This window comes from Spirosoma koreense (genome assembly GCF_054777875.1).
In genome coordinates, this window is record NZ_BAAHAC010000022.1 from 2,380,536 (window position 1) to 2,396,711 (window position 16,176).

Below are 16,176 nucleotides of genomic sequence, written 5' to 3' on the forward strand. Positions count from 1 at the left end.
GATGCTAACTGGTTCGCCCGCCCGGCCGCCATGCTTACCACTTCACGCTTAGCCGCACCCCACCGAGTCCGTTACGACGCGGGGCTGCGTTGTAATACCGGTTGCCTACCGCATTCAGGTCGTAGCCCAGCGAGTAGTTACGGTCGAGCAGGTTATCGCCACTGGCGTACAGGTCAAGCGTCCAGTGCTGGCCCAGATTTCGCCGGAAGCCCAGAGTTGCCTGCAGCAGCTGAGTCGGGTCGGACAGGGCGGTGTTGGCATCGTTCAACTGAAATGTATCCAGGAACTGGTACGTAACGTGGGCGTAAAGGCCGGTTCGCGACTCCGCATCAAGGCCGGTCAGGTTCGTGGTTGGCGCGACGCCCGGAATGCGATTGTTCGACAGATCGACGCTACCCTGCTGGTAACTGCGGTATCGGTAATCCGTCAGGGTCAGGCTGTTCCACAGGCGAAGCAGGGAGAAAAAAGACGAACTGCGGGCTAAGGCTGGCGAAATAAAATCATAACTGACCTGTGCTTCGATGCCCCGCTGATCGGTACGGCCCGCGTTGAGAAAATACTCGGCTCCGGCTGCATCGGACCGTCGGACGATGGTTTCGCTTAAGCGGAACTGATATAGAGCGATGTCGAACCGTAACTGGCTGTTCAGAGCCGACCCACGCAGACCCACTTCATAGCTGGTGCCGCGTTCCGGGTTCAGTGTTGCATTGAAGCCGCCCGCCGATGGCCGCACCTCCTGACTCGATGGGGCCGAATAGCCCGTACTGATGCTGGCAAAAGCCGATACATTCGGGCCAAAGGTGCGCAGCAGGGCCACCCGTGGCAACCAGACGGGCGCGAAACTGCGGTTGAGCAGGGTGGCCGGTATGGCCCCCGCCGAGCGGACCGGGAAGCGGATAAATCCATAATAACCGCCGTTGCGGCTTAACCCGGCCGTCAGCCGGAAGCGGGCGGGTAGTTCGGTTTCGGCCTGCGCGAAGATGGTGGACTGGCGGGCGATCAGCTCCTCGTCGGTTTGGATCGTGTCGGCTACGCCCCCCCGGTTTCCGAAATTGCGATCGACGGTGAACGTGCGCAGAAACTCCCCGCCAATCGTTACCACGGTCGGCAGTACCCCGTTCGGAAACCGGATCTGGGTGACAGTTCGCCCGCCTAATCCCTGATCCGTCCGTCGTTCGTAGTTGGTAATAAACGGATTGGCAAAATCGGTGTTCGAGCCAAAGAGAACGGTTGTATTCTGAATCCGGTCGTTCCAGCGATATTCATGCGATACCCCGAGGTAGCCCACTTTCTGGTAAATACCCGCCTGTTGGGCTACGCTGCCGGGCAGGGTGGCTGTGGCGGGTCGGGCGGCCCGCGGGTTGGCCCTGAACTGTGCTTCGGTCAGACCACCCGGTGTCTGGTAGTGCAGGTCCGAATAAAAGCCCAGCAGTGACACGGTTCGCTTGGGGCTGACGCTGAAAGAACCGACAAAGCTTAGGTTGTCGCGCACGACGGCGCTCTGATCGCGGTAGCCGTCGGACTGCAGGTGATTGTAGGTGAGCGAGATGGCCGAATTGTTCTTGCCCGTCTGGAGTGAAAGGCCGTTGCCATACAGCCCATAACTGCCCCCCAGCGCCGATACCTCGACACTGCTTTTGTTGGCGGGAACGGCCAGCCCACCGAACAGAATGGTTCCCCCCGTTCCGGCACCGTACAGGCTACCCGCCGGCCCTTTGATCACTTCGATGCGGCCCAGTGCCCTTACATCCAGCGCATTCAGAGGGGTATTGCCACCCGCATCGGTCAGCGGCAGTTCGTTCCAGTACGTTTTAATATTCCGTACGCCAAACGGCGACCGAATGGCGCTTCCCCGAATCGCGAGCCGGTAGCTCCCCGGCGAACGCTCATCGGCCCGAACCCCCGGAATCGTGTTGAGCGACGGGACGAGTGTAGGGGTACCAAAACGCTGGTTTAAATCCCGATGCGTAAGTAAACCGATCGATGCCGGCGTTTCCAGTAACCGTCGGTTGGTGGCGTAGCCCCGCACGACCACTTCGTTCAGTTGAAGGGTATCGTCAAGGGCAGTAGCCGAAGGGGTTTGCGCCAGAGCCAGCGCAGGAGCGAACAAACCGAAGATGGTAATAACGTGAGCGGAAAGGTTGGCCATACAGAAGAACGAAGCAGATCGTAAAATTACAAGCTTTTTACGAACCTGAAGGTTTAGAAAAGTGTAGAAACGAAACATGGAGATCATAAAACCTCCATGTTTCGTTTCTACACTACAGTATCGGTTATTTCTCGACCAGGGTGGGCGTCTGCCACCGTTGGGCTACGTTCAGGGTATACGTCAGAAACGACCGCGCTGTTCGTTCGTACACTTCGTGCCCGATAAAATGCCCCTGCTCGTTCAGGTTCTTATCGGTTTCGTGCGATTCGTACAGCTTGGGGGATACGATCGAATAGCTGTTGGTAAAGCTGATCAGTTTGTTCATGACCGTGGTCATGTCCAGGGCAGGCTGCCGACCACCCCGACCGTTGGAAATGCCGACCATCGCGAAGACTTTATTGTCGAACAAATGCTTCAGGGCAGGACTTCCCAACTGATGCACCATATTCGTGGCCTGTGGCGGAGCGGTCCAGTTGTATTCGGGCATAGCGAAGATGACCAGGTCGGCCGATTCCCAGGCGTTGATCAATTCCTGCTGAAAGGGAGTAAGTGCGTCGATTTTCAGCGAGCCCTGACCCACCAGTGGAATATCGTAGGTTTCAAAGGTAACGATCGAAACCTCATGCTGCCCCTCCTCAGCCAGCACGTGGCGAAGGTAGTTGACAAAACGCAGCGAGTTGCTGTTTTTGCGCGATGAGGTGGCAATTAGGGCAATTTTCATGGTATTCAGTGCATTCAATTTGTTTACAGAACCCACTCACCGGCGCTTTAGTTTCCGGAAAAAGAGTAGGAAGGCTGTGCAACGTTTGTGAAATCTGAGCGGTCTATGCATCATAATCTCAGGCCAAATGATCGACTACCTCATGAAGACACTGCTCGGTTTATTCCTGCTTACGGGGGTTGCATATGCGCAGGAACCCCTGAAACCAGTCCGGCGAGACTCGCTCCCCAGCGTGGATTCGCCCGGCGTGGATTCGCCCGGCTTTATTTTGCCTGGCTTGAATTCGCCGGATAGGGTTTCGTCGGATGAGAGCACAACCGATTTGATGCCCAATGCACGCCCGAACAATTCGTTCTACCGTTACCGGACGGATTCCCGACAAATAACCCGGGCTACGACGGATCACATGTCGGTGAAAGTGCCGGATTCCTCAATGCAGTATACCATGTTGCAGGTTTCTCCGAAACGGGCAAGACCGAAGTCGCCAACCCCGCACTTTCTCAGGCCTATGCCTCCGGTATTGCCAAAGAAATTCCCCCGATAGCCCGATTCCGGAAGATTACAAACGCTGTTTGTGTGCTCAGCTCAAAGCCAGCCGTTTACCGCAACGCCTGGGCCAGATCGGCGATCAGGTCTTCGGCATGCTCCAGACCAATGGAGATGCGAAGCAGATTTTTCGGGGTGGCCGTCGTAGGTCCTTCGACGCTGGCCCGGTGCTCGATCAGACTTTCGACCCCGCCGAGGCTCGTGGCCCGCGTAAATAGCTTTAACTTCCCACTAAACCGAAGGGCTTCGGCGGTACTCCCTTTCACCTGAACCGACAGCATGGCGCCGGGCAGGTTCATCTGCTGATGGATCAGCGCGCGGTCGGGATGGGTGGCCAGTCCCGGATAATGCACCTGCTCGACGGCAGGGTGACCGTCCAGAAAATCGGCCACCTGCTGCGCCGTTGCGCTCTGCGCGCGCACCCGTACCCCCAGGGTTTTTATGCCCCGGCTGACCAGCCAGCAATCGAAGGGGGAAGGTACAGCCCCCGACAAGCCCTGCAACAGCCGCACCCGTTGGGCGAATTCGTCGTTTCGTTTGAACACCAGCGCTCCTCCCAGCACATCACTGTGCCCGCTCAGGTATTTCGTGGTCGAGTGCATAACCACATCGCAGTTCAGGTCGAGCGGGCGTTGCAGCACGGGGGTGGCCCAGGTATTGTCGCACACGCAAATGGCCCCGGCTTCGTGCGCCATCTGGCTTATCGTCAGCAGATCCGTAATGGCCAGCATCGGATTGGAAGGCGTTTCGCACCAGATAACCCGGGTATTTTCGTGAATCGACGCTTTAACGGCCGCCAAATCATTCAGATTGACGCGTGTATAGGTGAGTCCCCACGGATGAAACACCTGTTCGAGCAGCGCGGGTGTGCCGTAGTAGGCTTCGGCAGAAAGCACGACATGATCGCCGGGGCGGAGCGCCTGAAACAACGTCATCGTGGCGGCCTGGCCGGAGCTGAACGCCATGCCGACCGCTCCACCTTCGAGCGTAGCGAGGGCTTTTTCCAGCGCTTCGCGGGTCGGGTTGTTGGGTCGGGTGTAGGTATAGCCAGCGGGTAGTTCGTTGGCTTCGTTGCGGGCATAAGTAGTAGACAGGTGAAGGGGAGCCACCACCGCGCCGGTCGCTGGATCGGGCTGTTGGGTAGCGTGAAGGACAAGTGTATCGAAATGCATAGGGAAGCTGAGCCGTAGAAAAGGACTGATTCGTCAATCGAAGGTCATGGTTTTAGCCCATAATTCCGCAAGGGCTGGCTAAATAGTTTTCACTGCGGAATCCCCTGCTTCTTCGACTTCCCATTCGACTGGACCTGCATTTAGTACACAGATGCTTTTTAACCTTAAAAAACAAGTTCCAAATTCCAGATGCGCGTTCTTGCTGTGCTGACGCAGAAGCAGCTTATGGCTTTCTGGTTCGGCACGACAAAGAAGGATTGTCGTAATAAGTTAAAAGACATCTATGTTGTTATTTATGATAAAATAGTAAATAAATATTATATTTGGTTTACTGATTTATCCAACTTAGCCGGGAAACAGTTCATTCGTTCATTAGAGAACCGACTGTTTCTGCCGTAACGATACATACATGCCTTATCTTGACCCGTACACAACCCTGTTGACGGCGAAGACCGCTGCGCATCTGCTCAGGCGGGCTACATTTGGCCCCACCCAATCCGAAATCGCTACATTCACTGGGCTGACGGCTGCTCAGGCAATCCAACAGTTGATCCGCAACGCCAACTATTCGCCCCCGCCCCCAATCGACCTGGATAGTACCAAACCAACGGCCGGACAGACCTACCTCGACAAACCTTTCGACGACCAGCGAAACTTCGATTTCGGTCAGTATGTGCGCTACTGGTGGCTTGGCCTGATGACCTCACAAACGGCTCCGCCCAGCCTGCTTGACAAACTGACCTTGTTCTGGCAAAACCACTTCGTCACGACCCGTGACGTGGTGGAAGATTACCGCTATGTCAATCAGTACCTGCTGCTGTTGCGCAACAATGCGCTGGGTAATTTCCGGACGCTGGTGACCCGCATCAGCAAAGAACCCGCCATGCTGCGTTACCTGAACGGGAATGAAAACGAAGTCGGTAAACCGAATGAAAACTACGCCCGTGAGCTTCAGGAGCTGTTTACGGTGGGTGCGGTCGATTTTGCGGGCAACAAAAATTATACGGAAGACGACGTGAAAGCCGCAGCCCGGGTGCTGACCGGCTGGAAATACACCAATTACTGGGTGTCGGGTTCGACCAGTTTCACGACGACCTTCACGCTGTCGAAGCACGATACGGGCAATAAGGTGTTCTCGGAAAAGTACGGCAATACGGTTGTGGTGGGCCGATCGGCCAACCCGTCGGCCACAGTTACGGCGGGCGATGCCGAGCTGGACGATCTGGTGACGATGCTCCTGAAACATCCGCAAACGCCCCGGTTTATTTGCCGGAAGCTCTACCGCTGGTACGTGAACCCCAATGTTACCCAGGCGATCGAAGACAACGTGATTAGCCCGTTGGCGCAGCTTTTCGCCAGTTCGTCGAATAATTACGCGATCCAGCCGGTCATCGAGAAGCTGCTGACGAGCCAGGTTTTCTTCGACGATAGCAACCGGGCCTCCATGGTCAAGTCTCCGGCTGAACTGGCCATTGGTTCCATGCGCTTTTTCAATCAGCCCGTACCCGATATGACGACCGATTACGCGGCTTTCAAGACCTATTTCGATTTCATGTTCTGGCGCATGCGCGACATGCAGATGGAAATTGTCGACCAGCCGTCGGTGTTTGGCTACGAGCCGTATTACCAGACCGGTTTTTCCCGAATCTGGATGAACACCACGACCATTGCCCTGCGCGGTGACTTCACGGATGCTTACATCTGGCGCTGGCTTCAGATCAAACCGGGGTACAAAATGGGGATCGATCTGCTGGCCTGGGCCACGGCGCTTCAGCCCAACTTCAGCGATGTGAGCGGAACACCGGCCATTTCCTGCGCGGACGTACAGGCGGCCTTCGCTAAAAATCTGTTTGCTACCGACCTGTTTCCGTCGCAGGTCGATTTTCTGATCGATACCATCATGATGCAGGGGATACCGCGTTCGTCCTGGACGTTTGAGTGGAATGCCTACCGCACCGCGCCCAACGATACCAACAAACGAAACGGCGTAACCTGGCGGTTGCAGAACCTGATGAAGTACATGCTCCGCATGGCCGAATATCATATTTTTTAATTCAGTGGAACCCGCGTCACCGCTGACCACTGTCAACTCCTTTTTATGAACCGCAGGGATTTTATAGCGGCTGCCTCGGCGAGTGTGCTGCCCGTCATGCTGGACGGGTTTGGGTTGAAGGCCATGTCGCAGCAGTCGGCGCTGGTGCAGTCGCTACTGGGTACGACGGCGCTCGCCAGCGACCGGGTGCTGGTGATCATTTACCTCAACGGCGGGAACGACGGGCTCAACACCGTGATTCCGCTGGATCAGTATTCGCTGTACGACGGGTTGCGCCACAACATTGCCATTCCGCAGAATGCCGTGCTGCCCCTGAGCGGAAATGCGGCTACGGGACTGCATCCGGCCATGACCGGCCTGCGCGATCTGTACAACGATGGCAAACTCTCGATTGTCCATTCCGTTTCGTATCCCAACCCCGACCAGTCGCATTACCGGGCTACCGATATCTGGATGACGGCCGTGGATGCCGATAAGACTGTTACATCGGGCTGGGCCGGACGCTACCTCGAAAATCAGTTTCCGGGTTATCCGGTTGGTTACCCAAACGCGCAGATGGAAGACCCACTGGCGATTCAGATTGGCTACCTGACCTCGACGGCGCTATTGGGTAGCCAGCAATCTATGGGTATCGCGCTGGCCGATCCGAACACCTTCTATCAACTGGTAGGCTCCAATACCACTACCTCGCCCGGCGATCTGCCCTGTTGCGAGGCCGGTGACCTGATCGCGTTTATCCGGAAGCAGCAGGCGTTATCAGTTGGGTATGCCGCCGAAATCAAACGAGCGGCCGATGCCGGTCAGAACCTGGCGACGACTTATCCCACAGCGGGTCAGAATCCGCTGGCCGACCAGTTGAAGATCGTTGCCCGGCTGATTCATGGTGGACTGAAAACCAAGATTTATTTCGTGTCGCTGAGCGGCTTCGATACTCACTCGGGGCAGGTCGACAATACGGACGTCACGACGGGGGCTCATGCGTCGCTGCTGAGCAAACTGTCGTCGGCCATCGCGACGTTTCAGCAGGACCTGAAGCTCCAGGGAACCGAAGACCGGGTCGTGGGGATGACCTTTTCGGAGTTTGGCCGACGGGCGAACTCCAACAATTCCAAAGGAACCGATCACGGTATAGCCGCCCCCATGTTTGTCTTCGGGAGTAGCCTGAAACACCGCACCATTGGGCAGAACCCCGATCTGGCGAACCTGACGGGGCAGTACGGCAACAAAGACGTGGGCATGCAGATCGACTTCCGGCGGGTCTACTCGGATATCCTTAATGACTGGTTCGGCGCACAGCATGTCACCACCGGTTCGGTGCTCTTCCGCGAATTTTCGACCGTTTCCCTGTTTTCCGATACGGTCGAAACTGTTGCGTCGGGCAACTGGCAGGACAAAAGTGTCTGGACGGTGGGACGAGTGCCGTTCGCGAACGAATACGTCAAAATCAATACTGGCCACACGCTGACGATCGACAAACCCATTACGGTAAAAAACATCCGGCTGGACGGAAAGCTGAACTTCATCGGGCCGTATTCCATTCGGATGACGGGATGAAATCGCATTACCCGTTCTGCGCTTTGTCTGGTAAGCGGCTCCGCTTTCCGGCTCAAACCGATTGCCTTGCATTTGGTTATTCTGCTACCTTTACAAACGCAGGTATATCATTCGTATGAGCCAAACGTATCAAGCGCTATCATTGGAAGAAAACAACGGTGTCATGACCGTTACGTTGCTCGGCCCTGGCAAAGGAAATGCCATGGGACCCGAGTTCTGGGACGAACTGCCCAAAGCCATGGACGAGATCAACCGCATGCACGAGGTTCGGTGTATCGTATTTCGGGGCAGTGGCGACCATTTTAGCTACGGCCTCGATATCCATAAAATGATGCCCCGGCTCGGCGCGATGACCACCGGTTCGGTTCTGGCCCACCAACGCACGGAGCTAATGGCCCAGATTCGACAGATGCAGTCGGGTTTCCAGAAAATGCATGAATCGGCCAAGCCCAGTATTGCGGCTATACATGGCTGGTGCATCGGTGGGGGCGTCAACATGATTGCCGCGGCCGATATCCGGCTGTGTTCCCGTGAGGCAACATTCAGTCTGCGCGAGGCCAGACTGGCCATCACGCCCGACATTGGTGGTCTACAGTTTCTGCCGACGATCATCGGGCAGGGGTTTACCCGGGAGATGGCATTTACCGGGGCCGATTACGATGCCGCGTTTGCCGAGCGCATTGGCCTCGTCAATCACGTATACGAATCACCGGAGAAACTCTTTGAAGCCGCCGACGCGCTGGCTCATCAGATTGCTGACAACCCGGCCACGGCGGTTCAGGGTGCTAAACGGGTGTTGAACTACAGCCTGAATAAATCCATAGAAGACGGCCTGCAGTACGTGGCCGTCTGGAACTCCAGCCAGTTGCAGTCCGACGATTTTTCGGAAGCCATGCAGGCAACGGTAGAAAAACGCAAAGCTCAGTTTAATAAGAAATCCAACCGAGGGTATTGATGAACGCGACCGGAATGCTGCGCGACGACGCGCTACAGGGAAAAACCATTATCGTAACCGGCGGAGGAACGGGCCTCGGTAAATCCATCAGCCGGTATTTGCTCCAGTTGGGGGCCAACGTCACCATCTGCAGTCGCCGACAGGCGGTTATCGACGCCACCGCTGCCGAACTGACGGAGGAACTGGCCCAGTTCAGTGGGGCAGGGCAGGTGCTGGCGGTGCCGTGCGACGTGCGCAATCCGGAGCAAATCGAGCAGGTAATTGCCCAGACCATCGATCGCTTTGGTCAACTCGATGGCTTGCTGAATAATTCGGCCGGAAACTTCATCAGCCCCACCGAGCGACTGTCTTATAAGGCCTTCGATACGATCGTCGACATTGTGTTGCGGGGCACGTACTACTTCACCCTGGCCGCGGGCAAATACTGGATCGAAAACAAGATTCCGGGAGTGGTGCTCAACATCTCGACGACCTATGCTACTACAGGGTCGGGCTATGTCGTCCCTTCGGCAGTTGCAAAGGGGGGCGCGTTGATCATGACAAAATCGCTGGCCGCCGAGTGGGGTAAATACGGAATCCGGCTCAATGCCATTGCACCAGGACCGTTTCCGACCAAAGGTGCCTGGGATCGACTTTTTCCCGAACCACTGGTCAGTATGATGGACCCCGTTGGCCGCATTCCCCTCAAGCGCGTGGGGGAGCACGGCGAACTGGCGAATCTGGCGGCTTTTCTACTATCGGATTATTCGGGCTTTATTACCGGCGAAACCATCACCATCGACGGGGGTGAAGTACTCATGGCCGGTGAATTCAACCACCTGGAGAACGTCTCGACCGAACAGTGGGACCAGATCGAACAGAGCATCAAGCAAGCCAACCGGGCGAGCAAGAAGTAGTAGTGAAGAATGAAGAGTGTAGAGTGAAGAATATCGGTCCATCATGCATTATTCTTCACTCTACACTCTTCATTCTTCACTACTTTTCGGCACCTTTGCCCACCCAAAATTGTTCTATTTACGTATCAAAATCTTAAAAAATGCCCAACTGGTTTCTCGGAAAAATCCGCTATCAACAACCCATCGACGACTCGAATGTCGGCAGCCGAAACGAAGAATTTATCAAGCAGAAAACCGTGACGGAAGCGTACCTGGTCGATGCGGTCAGTTATACCGACGCCGAAGCCCGGCTTTATCAGGAAATTGCTGCGAACACGCCTGATTTTGAGATTACCAACATCAACCGGATGAAACTGGCGGATGTGTTTCACCACGAAGACGGGGGTGAAACCTGGTTTAAGGTGAAAGCGATGTTTATTACCGACGATGAAAAAACGGGTAAGCAAAAGAAAACCCCGAGTGTGATGCTGGTGAACGCTGAAACGCCTAAACAGGCGTATGAGCGGGTGGAGATTAGCCTGAAAACCGCTCTCGATCCCTTTGAGATCACCGACGTGAACAGCACGAAAATTCTGGATATTTTCCCGTATACCGAAGAGGAAACGCGCAACCTGCGTCCGCTCAGCGAAGTCGTCAGCCCCGAGCCTGAAACGGTGTAATGGCTTTGTCATTCCGACCGGAGGGAGCGACCTCAACCTATGAAGCGGTTTGAACTCCCGCTCTTCGAAGAATAGTTCGCTTGTTTTCTTTCATTCCGGCATCAGGAGGAATCTTAACGCTTTGTATAAGGCAAGCTTAACTGGTTTGCCGGAGCAGATTCCTCCCTTCGGTCGAAATGACACGTGCGAAAGGCCGTTCTGGTACAGAATGGCCTTTTTGTTTTACATAATTTCCGCCTTTGAATAAAAACAGTTGCGTTGAATAGGGCTGAGTGCAGATATTTGCCCCATCATGAAACGCACCCTGTTCCGACTGTTCAATATCCTGATGGCCTGCGTCGTACTGCTGAGCAGTACCGGCTTTGGTCTGGTCGAACATTCGTGCCAGATGCGGGGCAAGAAAAAAACGATGGTTGTGGCCTTCAGCGAGGTAAAATCGCAGGGCTGTACCAGTGAAAAGCAACCGTTGTCGTCGCAGCAGACGATGCTGAAAAAGACCGACTGTTGCCAGGACCAGCAGCACTACGAAAACGTCGATATTTCGTCGTCGCTGAGTCAGTTTATTGCCAAGATTGTCAAAACCATCGCTGAAACCGTTATTGCCGGTGTCATGACGGTGATGACATGGCTGTTCGAGCTGGTGTTTGCGGATAAGGCAGCATCGGTTTCTGCGTTTTCATCTCCTCCTTCGCTTTCCGGGCGCGACATTCTGACGCTCGTGCAAAGCCTTCAGATCTGATCCGTTGATGGATGTAGTTGGCCGGTATCGCATCGATATGGGCTTGAATTTCATTCACTAAATCAACGAAATCATGCGCTTTCTTTATTTATGGATCGCTCTGATGGCCGCTGGCTCATCCTGGGCGCAGTCCGATTCAACCAATAGTTCTATAAAACCGTCTGGTCAGGCCTTTGTTCATGGCCGCGTCGGCGAAATCGTCGCCGGTAAACGGGTGCCGCTCGTGGGCGCAACCGTGGTCTGGGCGGCCACTACATCCGGTACCGTAACGGGTACCGACGGCGCCTTTCGACTGCCTGTTCATGGCTCCGACAATCGCCTGGTCATCAGTTGCGTCGGCTACAAACCTGACACACTGACGGTACCGGACCCCTCGGCCGAGTTGACCATAACCCTGCGCAGCGAACGCACCCTGCAGGAAGTGACCGTGGCGGCATCGCCGGGCCAGGTCGATAACGTCAACCCGATTCACACCGAATTGATTACCCAGCGGACGCTGGCCAAAGCCGCCTGCTGCAACCTCTCCGAAAGCTTCGAGACCAACGCATCCGTAAGCGTTTCCTACAGCGACGCCGTCACCGGCGCCAAACAGATTCAGTTTCTGGGACTGGGCGGGCAATACGTACAGACCAATGTCGAGAACATTCCGACTGTGCGGGGGCTGGCCACGACCTTCGGCCTCAACTACATCCCCGGCACCTGGATCACAAGCATCGATATTGGCAAGGGAGCCGGCTCGGTCGTGAACGGCTATGAGTCGATGAGTGGGCAGATGAACGTCGAGCTGCAAAAGTCAGATGATCCGAACAAGCTGTTTCTGAATGGGTATGTGAATAGTTTCGGTCGGGTAGAAGGAAACGCCAACTGGTCGAAACCCCTGACCAAAAAGTGGAGCATGGGTGTACTGGGCCATGCCAGCACCCTGCGGAACGAGATGGATCAGAACAACGATGGCTTCCGTGATCTGCCGCTTTACACCCAGGTCAACGCTATCAACCGCTACAAATACAGCAGCGATCGATTTATGGCGCAGTTCGGCGTAAAAGCATTGTACGAAGATCGCGACGGCGGGCAGCTTTCCCGGTTCGGCGAGTCGCGCTATCGCTTTGGTAACACGACGAAGCGTCTCGAATTTTTCTCCAAAACGGCAAAGCTGTATCCCGAAAAACCATACCGGGGCTTAGGATTGATTCTGAACGGCGTGCATCACGAACAGACGGCTACCTTCGGTTACCGGCCTTACTCGGGGCAGCAGCGAACCGTGTATGCGAACCTTATTTATCAGTCGATCATCGGCAATACCAACCATACCTACAAAACGGGTATCAGTTATTTACTGGATGATTACCGCGAGCAGTTGGGATTCATCCAGACCCAGCGCACGGAGTCAGTACCGGGTGTTTTTGCCGAATACACGTATACGTATCCCGAAAAGCTGATCGTGGTGTTGGGTGGTCGATTCGATTACCACAACCTGTTTGGGCCGCAGTGGACCCCCCGCGCCCACGTCAAATACAACCTCAGCCCAGCCATGACCCTGCGGGCGTCGGCCGGACGGGGGTTTCGGGTGCCCAACATGTTTGCCGAAAACTTCGGGTACCTGGTCAGTTCACGGGCGGTGTTCAACGACGCACAGCTTCGGCCCGAAATTTCGTGGAACTACGGGCTGAGTCTGACGAATGAGTTTACCCTGCTAGGTCAGAAAGCCTCGCTGGTGATCGACTATTACCGGACGGATTTCCGCGAGCAGTTGATGGTCGATGTCGAACATCCGCGCGAAATCCATTTTCACAACCTCTACGGGCAATCGTTTGCCAACAGCTTTCAGACGGAGTTGAATTACCAGCCTCTGAAACGGCTGGACGTCAAGCTGGCTTACCGGCTCTTCGACGTGCGGCAGAGCATGAGTGTGCCATCGGGCGATACACTGTTGCTACCGAAGATGATGGTTCCCCGGCATCGGGTGCTGATCAATGTGGCGTATGCGCTTCCCTACGATAAGTGGAAATTCGATGCGACGCTGCAGTGGAACGGTCCGCGCCGGATACCGTATCTGCGCGAAGGGGCCAATTACGAGCAACCGCCCTACGTACCGATCGTGTATTCGCCGGGTTTTTATAATCTGAATGCACAACTGAGCCGGGCGTTCCGGAGTGGCTGGGAAATTTACCTGGGTGGCGAAAACCTGACGGGCTTCCGGCAGCTCAACCCGATTCTGGCGGCTTCCAATCCGTTCGGCCCGGATTTCGACGCGGGCACCCAGGCCTGGGGACCCATCACCGGACGGATGGTGTACGTAGGCTTCCGCTATAAACCCGGATTGTAAGGAGTTTACGGACCGACAACGTCGTTGTCAGGCGGTGTAATGGAAAAACCTACCATCCGTGAGCAACCCTGAAGCTGTTTTGGATTTTTCCTTTGATGGGTTCTCTACTGCAGGCCAGCGTATGAGTTTGTCATTCCGACGCAGGAGGAATCTTAACCGTCAGGACAACTCAAGATTCTTCCTCCGTCGGAATGACAAACTTAAAACTTTGAATAGCCAAATCACAAAAATCATGGTTTATGACCCTTACGATTCGAAATATGGTGTGCGACCGTTGTAAACGGGTCGTGCGCGAAGAACTGGAGAAGCTTGGTCTAAGCGTGGGGCGGGTCGAGTTAGGCGAAGTGGAGGTGGAACCGCTGCCGGAGACGGTCAGACTGGAAGAGGTACGACGGATCCTGCAGCTCAACGGATTCGACTTGGTCGACGATAAAAAGCAGTCGCTGGTCGAGCACATGAAAGTGCTGCTTATCAATGAAATTCAGCACCTGAAAGGAGAGAAGCAGCCTGCCGAAAACTATTCGACGTTTCTGGAGCGAAAGCTGGGCTATGAGTACTCGTACCTGAGCGGGCTGTTTTCGGCCAGCGAAGAGCAGACGCTCGAAAAATACATCATCGCCCTGAAAATCGAGAAGGTAAAGGAGTGGCTGCGGTACGATGAACTGACCCTGAGCGAGATTGCCTGGCGGCTGCATTACAGCAGCGCCCAACACCTGTCGAACCAGTTTCGGCAGGTGACGGGTCAGACCCCCGGCCAATTCAGAAAAAAGGGCCAAACCGACCGCCGGAGCCTGGATAAACTTTAACCTACGAACGGGCCGCTGGCTGATGGACGTGTTCGCTCGTTGATTCCTATCCGTAATTATGTAAAAACCCTATCGGCTATGGGTAGTTATTTTGTCAGATCAACGGTGATCTCTAAACTCCCAACAGCGCTTATGGAAGCTATGGAACACAAGCACACCCACGTCGATACCTGTTTTGAATGCGCCGAAGCCTGCGAACGCTGCGCCACCGCCTGCCTGGAAATGGGCGATAAAGACGGAAAGGGCCACGACATGACGGCCTGTATCAAACTCTGCCGCGACTGTGCCGATATCTGCACGCTCTGCGGACGGCTCGATGCGCGCGGCTCCGATTTCTCACGCGACTTCATGGTACTCTGCGCCGAAGTGTGCGATGCCTGCGCCGACGAATGCGAAAAACACGCCGACCACCACGCCCACTGCAAAGCCTGCGCCGAAGCCTGCCGGAAGTGCGCCGACGAATGCCGGTCGATGTCTGCGAATGCCTAACTGAACGGGTCCGGAAAGGGCTACCCGTTTTCCGGACCGTTTTTTAACTCAATCATCCTGCCATGCTGTCGCCTTTACTTGGATTTCTTCTACTAGTTACCAGTCTGGTCAATCCAGAACCGCTTAAAAGTCAGCAGATTGGTGTAGGTATGCATCCTGCCGTCGCCACCGATCCGGCGGGGAGCGTTCATGTCGTATACGGCCGTGGTTCGTCGATCTATTACGTTTCCTCGACCGATGGGCAGCGGTTCAGTCCACCCGTCCAGATCGACAGCCTGGCGGGCTTGCATCTGGGCGCTTCACGCGGACCGCAGATCGCAGCTACGGAAAAGGCAATAGTCATTACCGCCATCGACAAACCTGGCAATGTATGGGCGTACCGGCTCGACCGGGCAAGTGGCCAGTGGCAGAAACGGATTCACGTAACTGACCTTCCGGAGGTGGCTAAAGAAGGGTTTGTGGCCGTTGCCGGTGGTCCCGGAGACGTTTATAACGCCGTCTGGCTGGATCTCCGGAGCGACCGGCATAACAAAATCGTGGGGGCCCGCTCGGTGGATGGTGGGCGTACCTGGTCGGCGAATCGGGTTTTGTACCAATCGCCGGACGGAACGGTTTGCGAATGCTGCCAGCTCTCGGTCGTCAATCAGGCGAATCGGGTAGCAGTTATGTTTCGCAACTTTCTGAACGGCTCGCGGGACATGTATCTGCTGCAATCGGCAGACGGCGGGCAAACGTTCGGGAAAGCGGAAAAAATGGGTCAGGGAACCTGGAAACTGAACGCCTGTCCCATGGACGGTGGCGGCTTGTACATGGCGGCCAACGGCGTCATCGCGACGGTCTGGCGACGGGATACTAAACTGTTTACAGCTAAACCAGGACAGGAAGAAACCGAACTTGGAGAAGGAAAAAACGCCAAAGTCGTTTCCACCGATCGTGGAGATTATGTTGTGTTTCAACAGGCTGGTCAGGTGATGGGGCTGACACCCGGACAATCTCAGCCGAGTGCACTAGCCCTTGGCGCTTACCCAAAACTAGCCTTACTGTCTGGTAATAAAGTGCTGTGTTTGTGGGAGCACAACGGAACCGTATGGTCCGGCTTCATGCCATAAGC

14 protein-coding genes are annotated in these 16,176 nt (G+C 55.3%); 11 read left to right on the plus strand and 3 right to left on the minus strand.

The window, feature by feature from the left end; translation table 11 throughout:
* Positions 1-34: 34 nt before the first annotated feature.
* The gene (locus tag ACYVC2_RS23370; protein WP_461106289.1) at positions 35-2,149 is read right to left on the minus strand and encodes a TonB-dependent receptor; all 2,115 of its coding nucleotides are present in this window, start codon (positions 2,147-2,149) and stop codon (positions 35-37) included.
* 124 nt (positions 2,150-2,273) lie between these two features.
* Positions 2,274-2,870, minus strand: coding sequence for an NAD(P)H-dependent oxidoreductase (locus ACYVC2_RS23375; protein WP_461106291.1), 597 nt, complete (start codon positions 2,868-2,870; stop codon positions 2,274-2,276).
* 142 nt (positions 2,871-3,012) lie between these two features.
* Between ACYVC2_RS23375 and ACYVC2_RS23380 the strand changes: the two genes are divergently transcribed.
* Positions 3,013-3,414: a hypothetical protein gene (locus tag ACYVC2_RS23380; protein ID WP_461106293.1), complete on the plus strand. Its 402-nt coding sequence runs from the start codon at positions 3,013-3,015 to the stop codon at positions 3,412-3,414.
* Positions 3,415-3,469: 55 nt separating this feature from the next.
* Here the strand turns inward: ACYVC2_RS23380 and ACYVC2_RS23385 are convergent, their stop codons facing one another.
* On the minus strand, positions 3,470-4,588 hold the full coding sequence (locus ACYVC2_RS23385) for a trans-sulfuration enzyme family protein (RefSeq protein WP_461106295.1): 1,119 nt from the start codon (positions 4,586-4,588) through the stop codon (positions 3,470-3,472).
* A gap of 409 nt (positions 4,589-4,997) precedes the next feature.
* Here ACYVC2_RS23385 and ACYVC2_RS23390 point away from each other — a divergent pair, with 409 nt between their 5' ends.
* From ACYVC2_RS23390 to ACYVC2_RS23435, 10 genes are all read left to right on the plus strand, one after another.
* Complete coding sequence (locus tag ACYVC2_RS23390; protein WP_461106297.1) at positions 4,998-6,641, plus strand: DUF1800 domain-containing protein; 1,644 nt, start codon at positions 4,998-5,000, stop codon at positions 6,639-6,641.
* A gap of 45 nt (positions 6,642-6,686) precedes the next feature.
* Positions 6,687-8,195 (plus strand): DUF1501 domain-containing protein, encoded by a 1,509-nt coding sequence (locus ACYVC2_RS23395; protein WP_461106299.1) that lies wholly within the window; start codon positions 6,687-6,689, stop codon positions 8,193-8,195.
* A 115-nt stretch (positions 8,196-8,310) separates the two neighbouring features.
* Positions 8,311-9,150: a crotonase/enoyl-CoA hydratase family protein gene (locus tag ACYVC2_RS23400; protein WP_461106301.1), complete on the plus strand. Its 840-nt coding sequence runs from the start codon at positions 8,311-8,313 to the stop codon at positions 9,148-9,150.
* Positions 9,150-10,046, plus strand: coding sequence for an SDR family oxidoreductase (locus ACYVC2_RS23405; RefSeq protein ID WP_461106303.1), 897 nt, complete (start codon positions 9,150-9,152; stop codon positions 10,044-10,046). The genes ACYVC2_RS23400 and ACYVC2_RS23405 overlap by 1 nt, the downstream gene beginning before the upstream one ends.
* 140 nt (positions 10,047-10,186) lie before the next feature.
* Complete coding sequence (locus ACYVC2_RS23410) at positions 10,187-10,705, plus strand: DUF4494 domain-containing protein (protein ID WP_461106305.1); 519 nt, start codon at positions 10,187-10,189, stop codon at positions 10,703-10,705.
* A gap of 292 nt (positions 10,706-10,997) precedes the next feature.
* Positions 10,998-11,444, plus strand: a complete 447-nt coding sequence (locus ACYVC2_RS23415; protein ID WP_461106307.1) for an HYC_CC_PP family protein — start codon at positions 10,998-11,000, stop codon at positions 11,442-11,444.
* A gap of 73 nt (positions 11,445-11,517) precedes the next feature.
* The gene (locus ACYVC2_RS23420) at positions 11,518-13,770 is read left to right on the plus strand and encodes a TonB-dependent receptor (RefSeq protein ID WP_461106309.1); all 2,253 of its coding nucleotides are present in this window, start codon (positions 11,518-11,520) and stop codon (positions 13,768-13,770) included.
* A gap of 239 nt (positions 13,771-14,009) precedes the next feature.
* Complete coding sequence (locus ACYVC2_RS23425) at positions 14,010-14,576, plus strand: AraC family transcriptional regulator (RefSeq protein ID WP_461106311.1); 567 nt, start codon at positions 14,010-14,012, stop codon at positions 14,574-14,576.
* Between the two features lie 132 nt (positions 14,577-14,708).
* Positions 14,709-15,065: a four-helix bundle copper-binding protein gene (locus tag ACYVC2_RS23430; RefSeq protein ID WP_461107227.1), complete on the plus strand. Its 357-nt coding sequence runs from the start codon at positions 14,709-14,711 to the stop codon at positions 15,063-15,065.
* 149 nt (positions 15,066-15,214) lie between these two features.
* Positions 15,215-16,174: an exo-alpha-sialidase gene (locus ACYVC2_RS23435; RefSeq protein ID WP_461106313.1), complete on the plus strand. Its 960-nt coding sequence runs from the start codon at positions 15,215-15,217 to the stop codon at positions 16,172-16,174.
* The last annotated feature ends 2 nt before the right edge of the window (positions 16,175-16,176 follow it).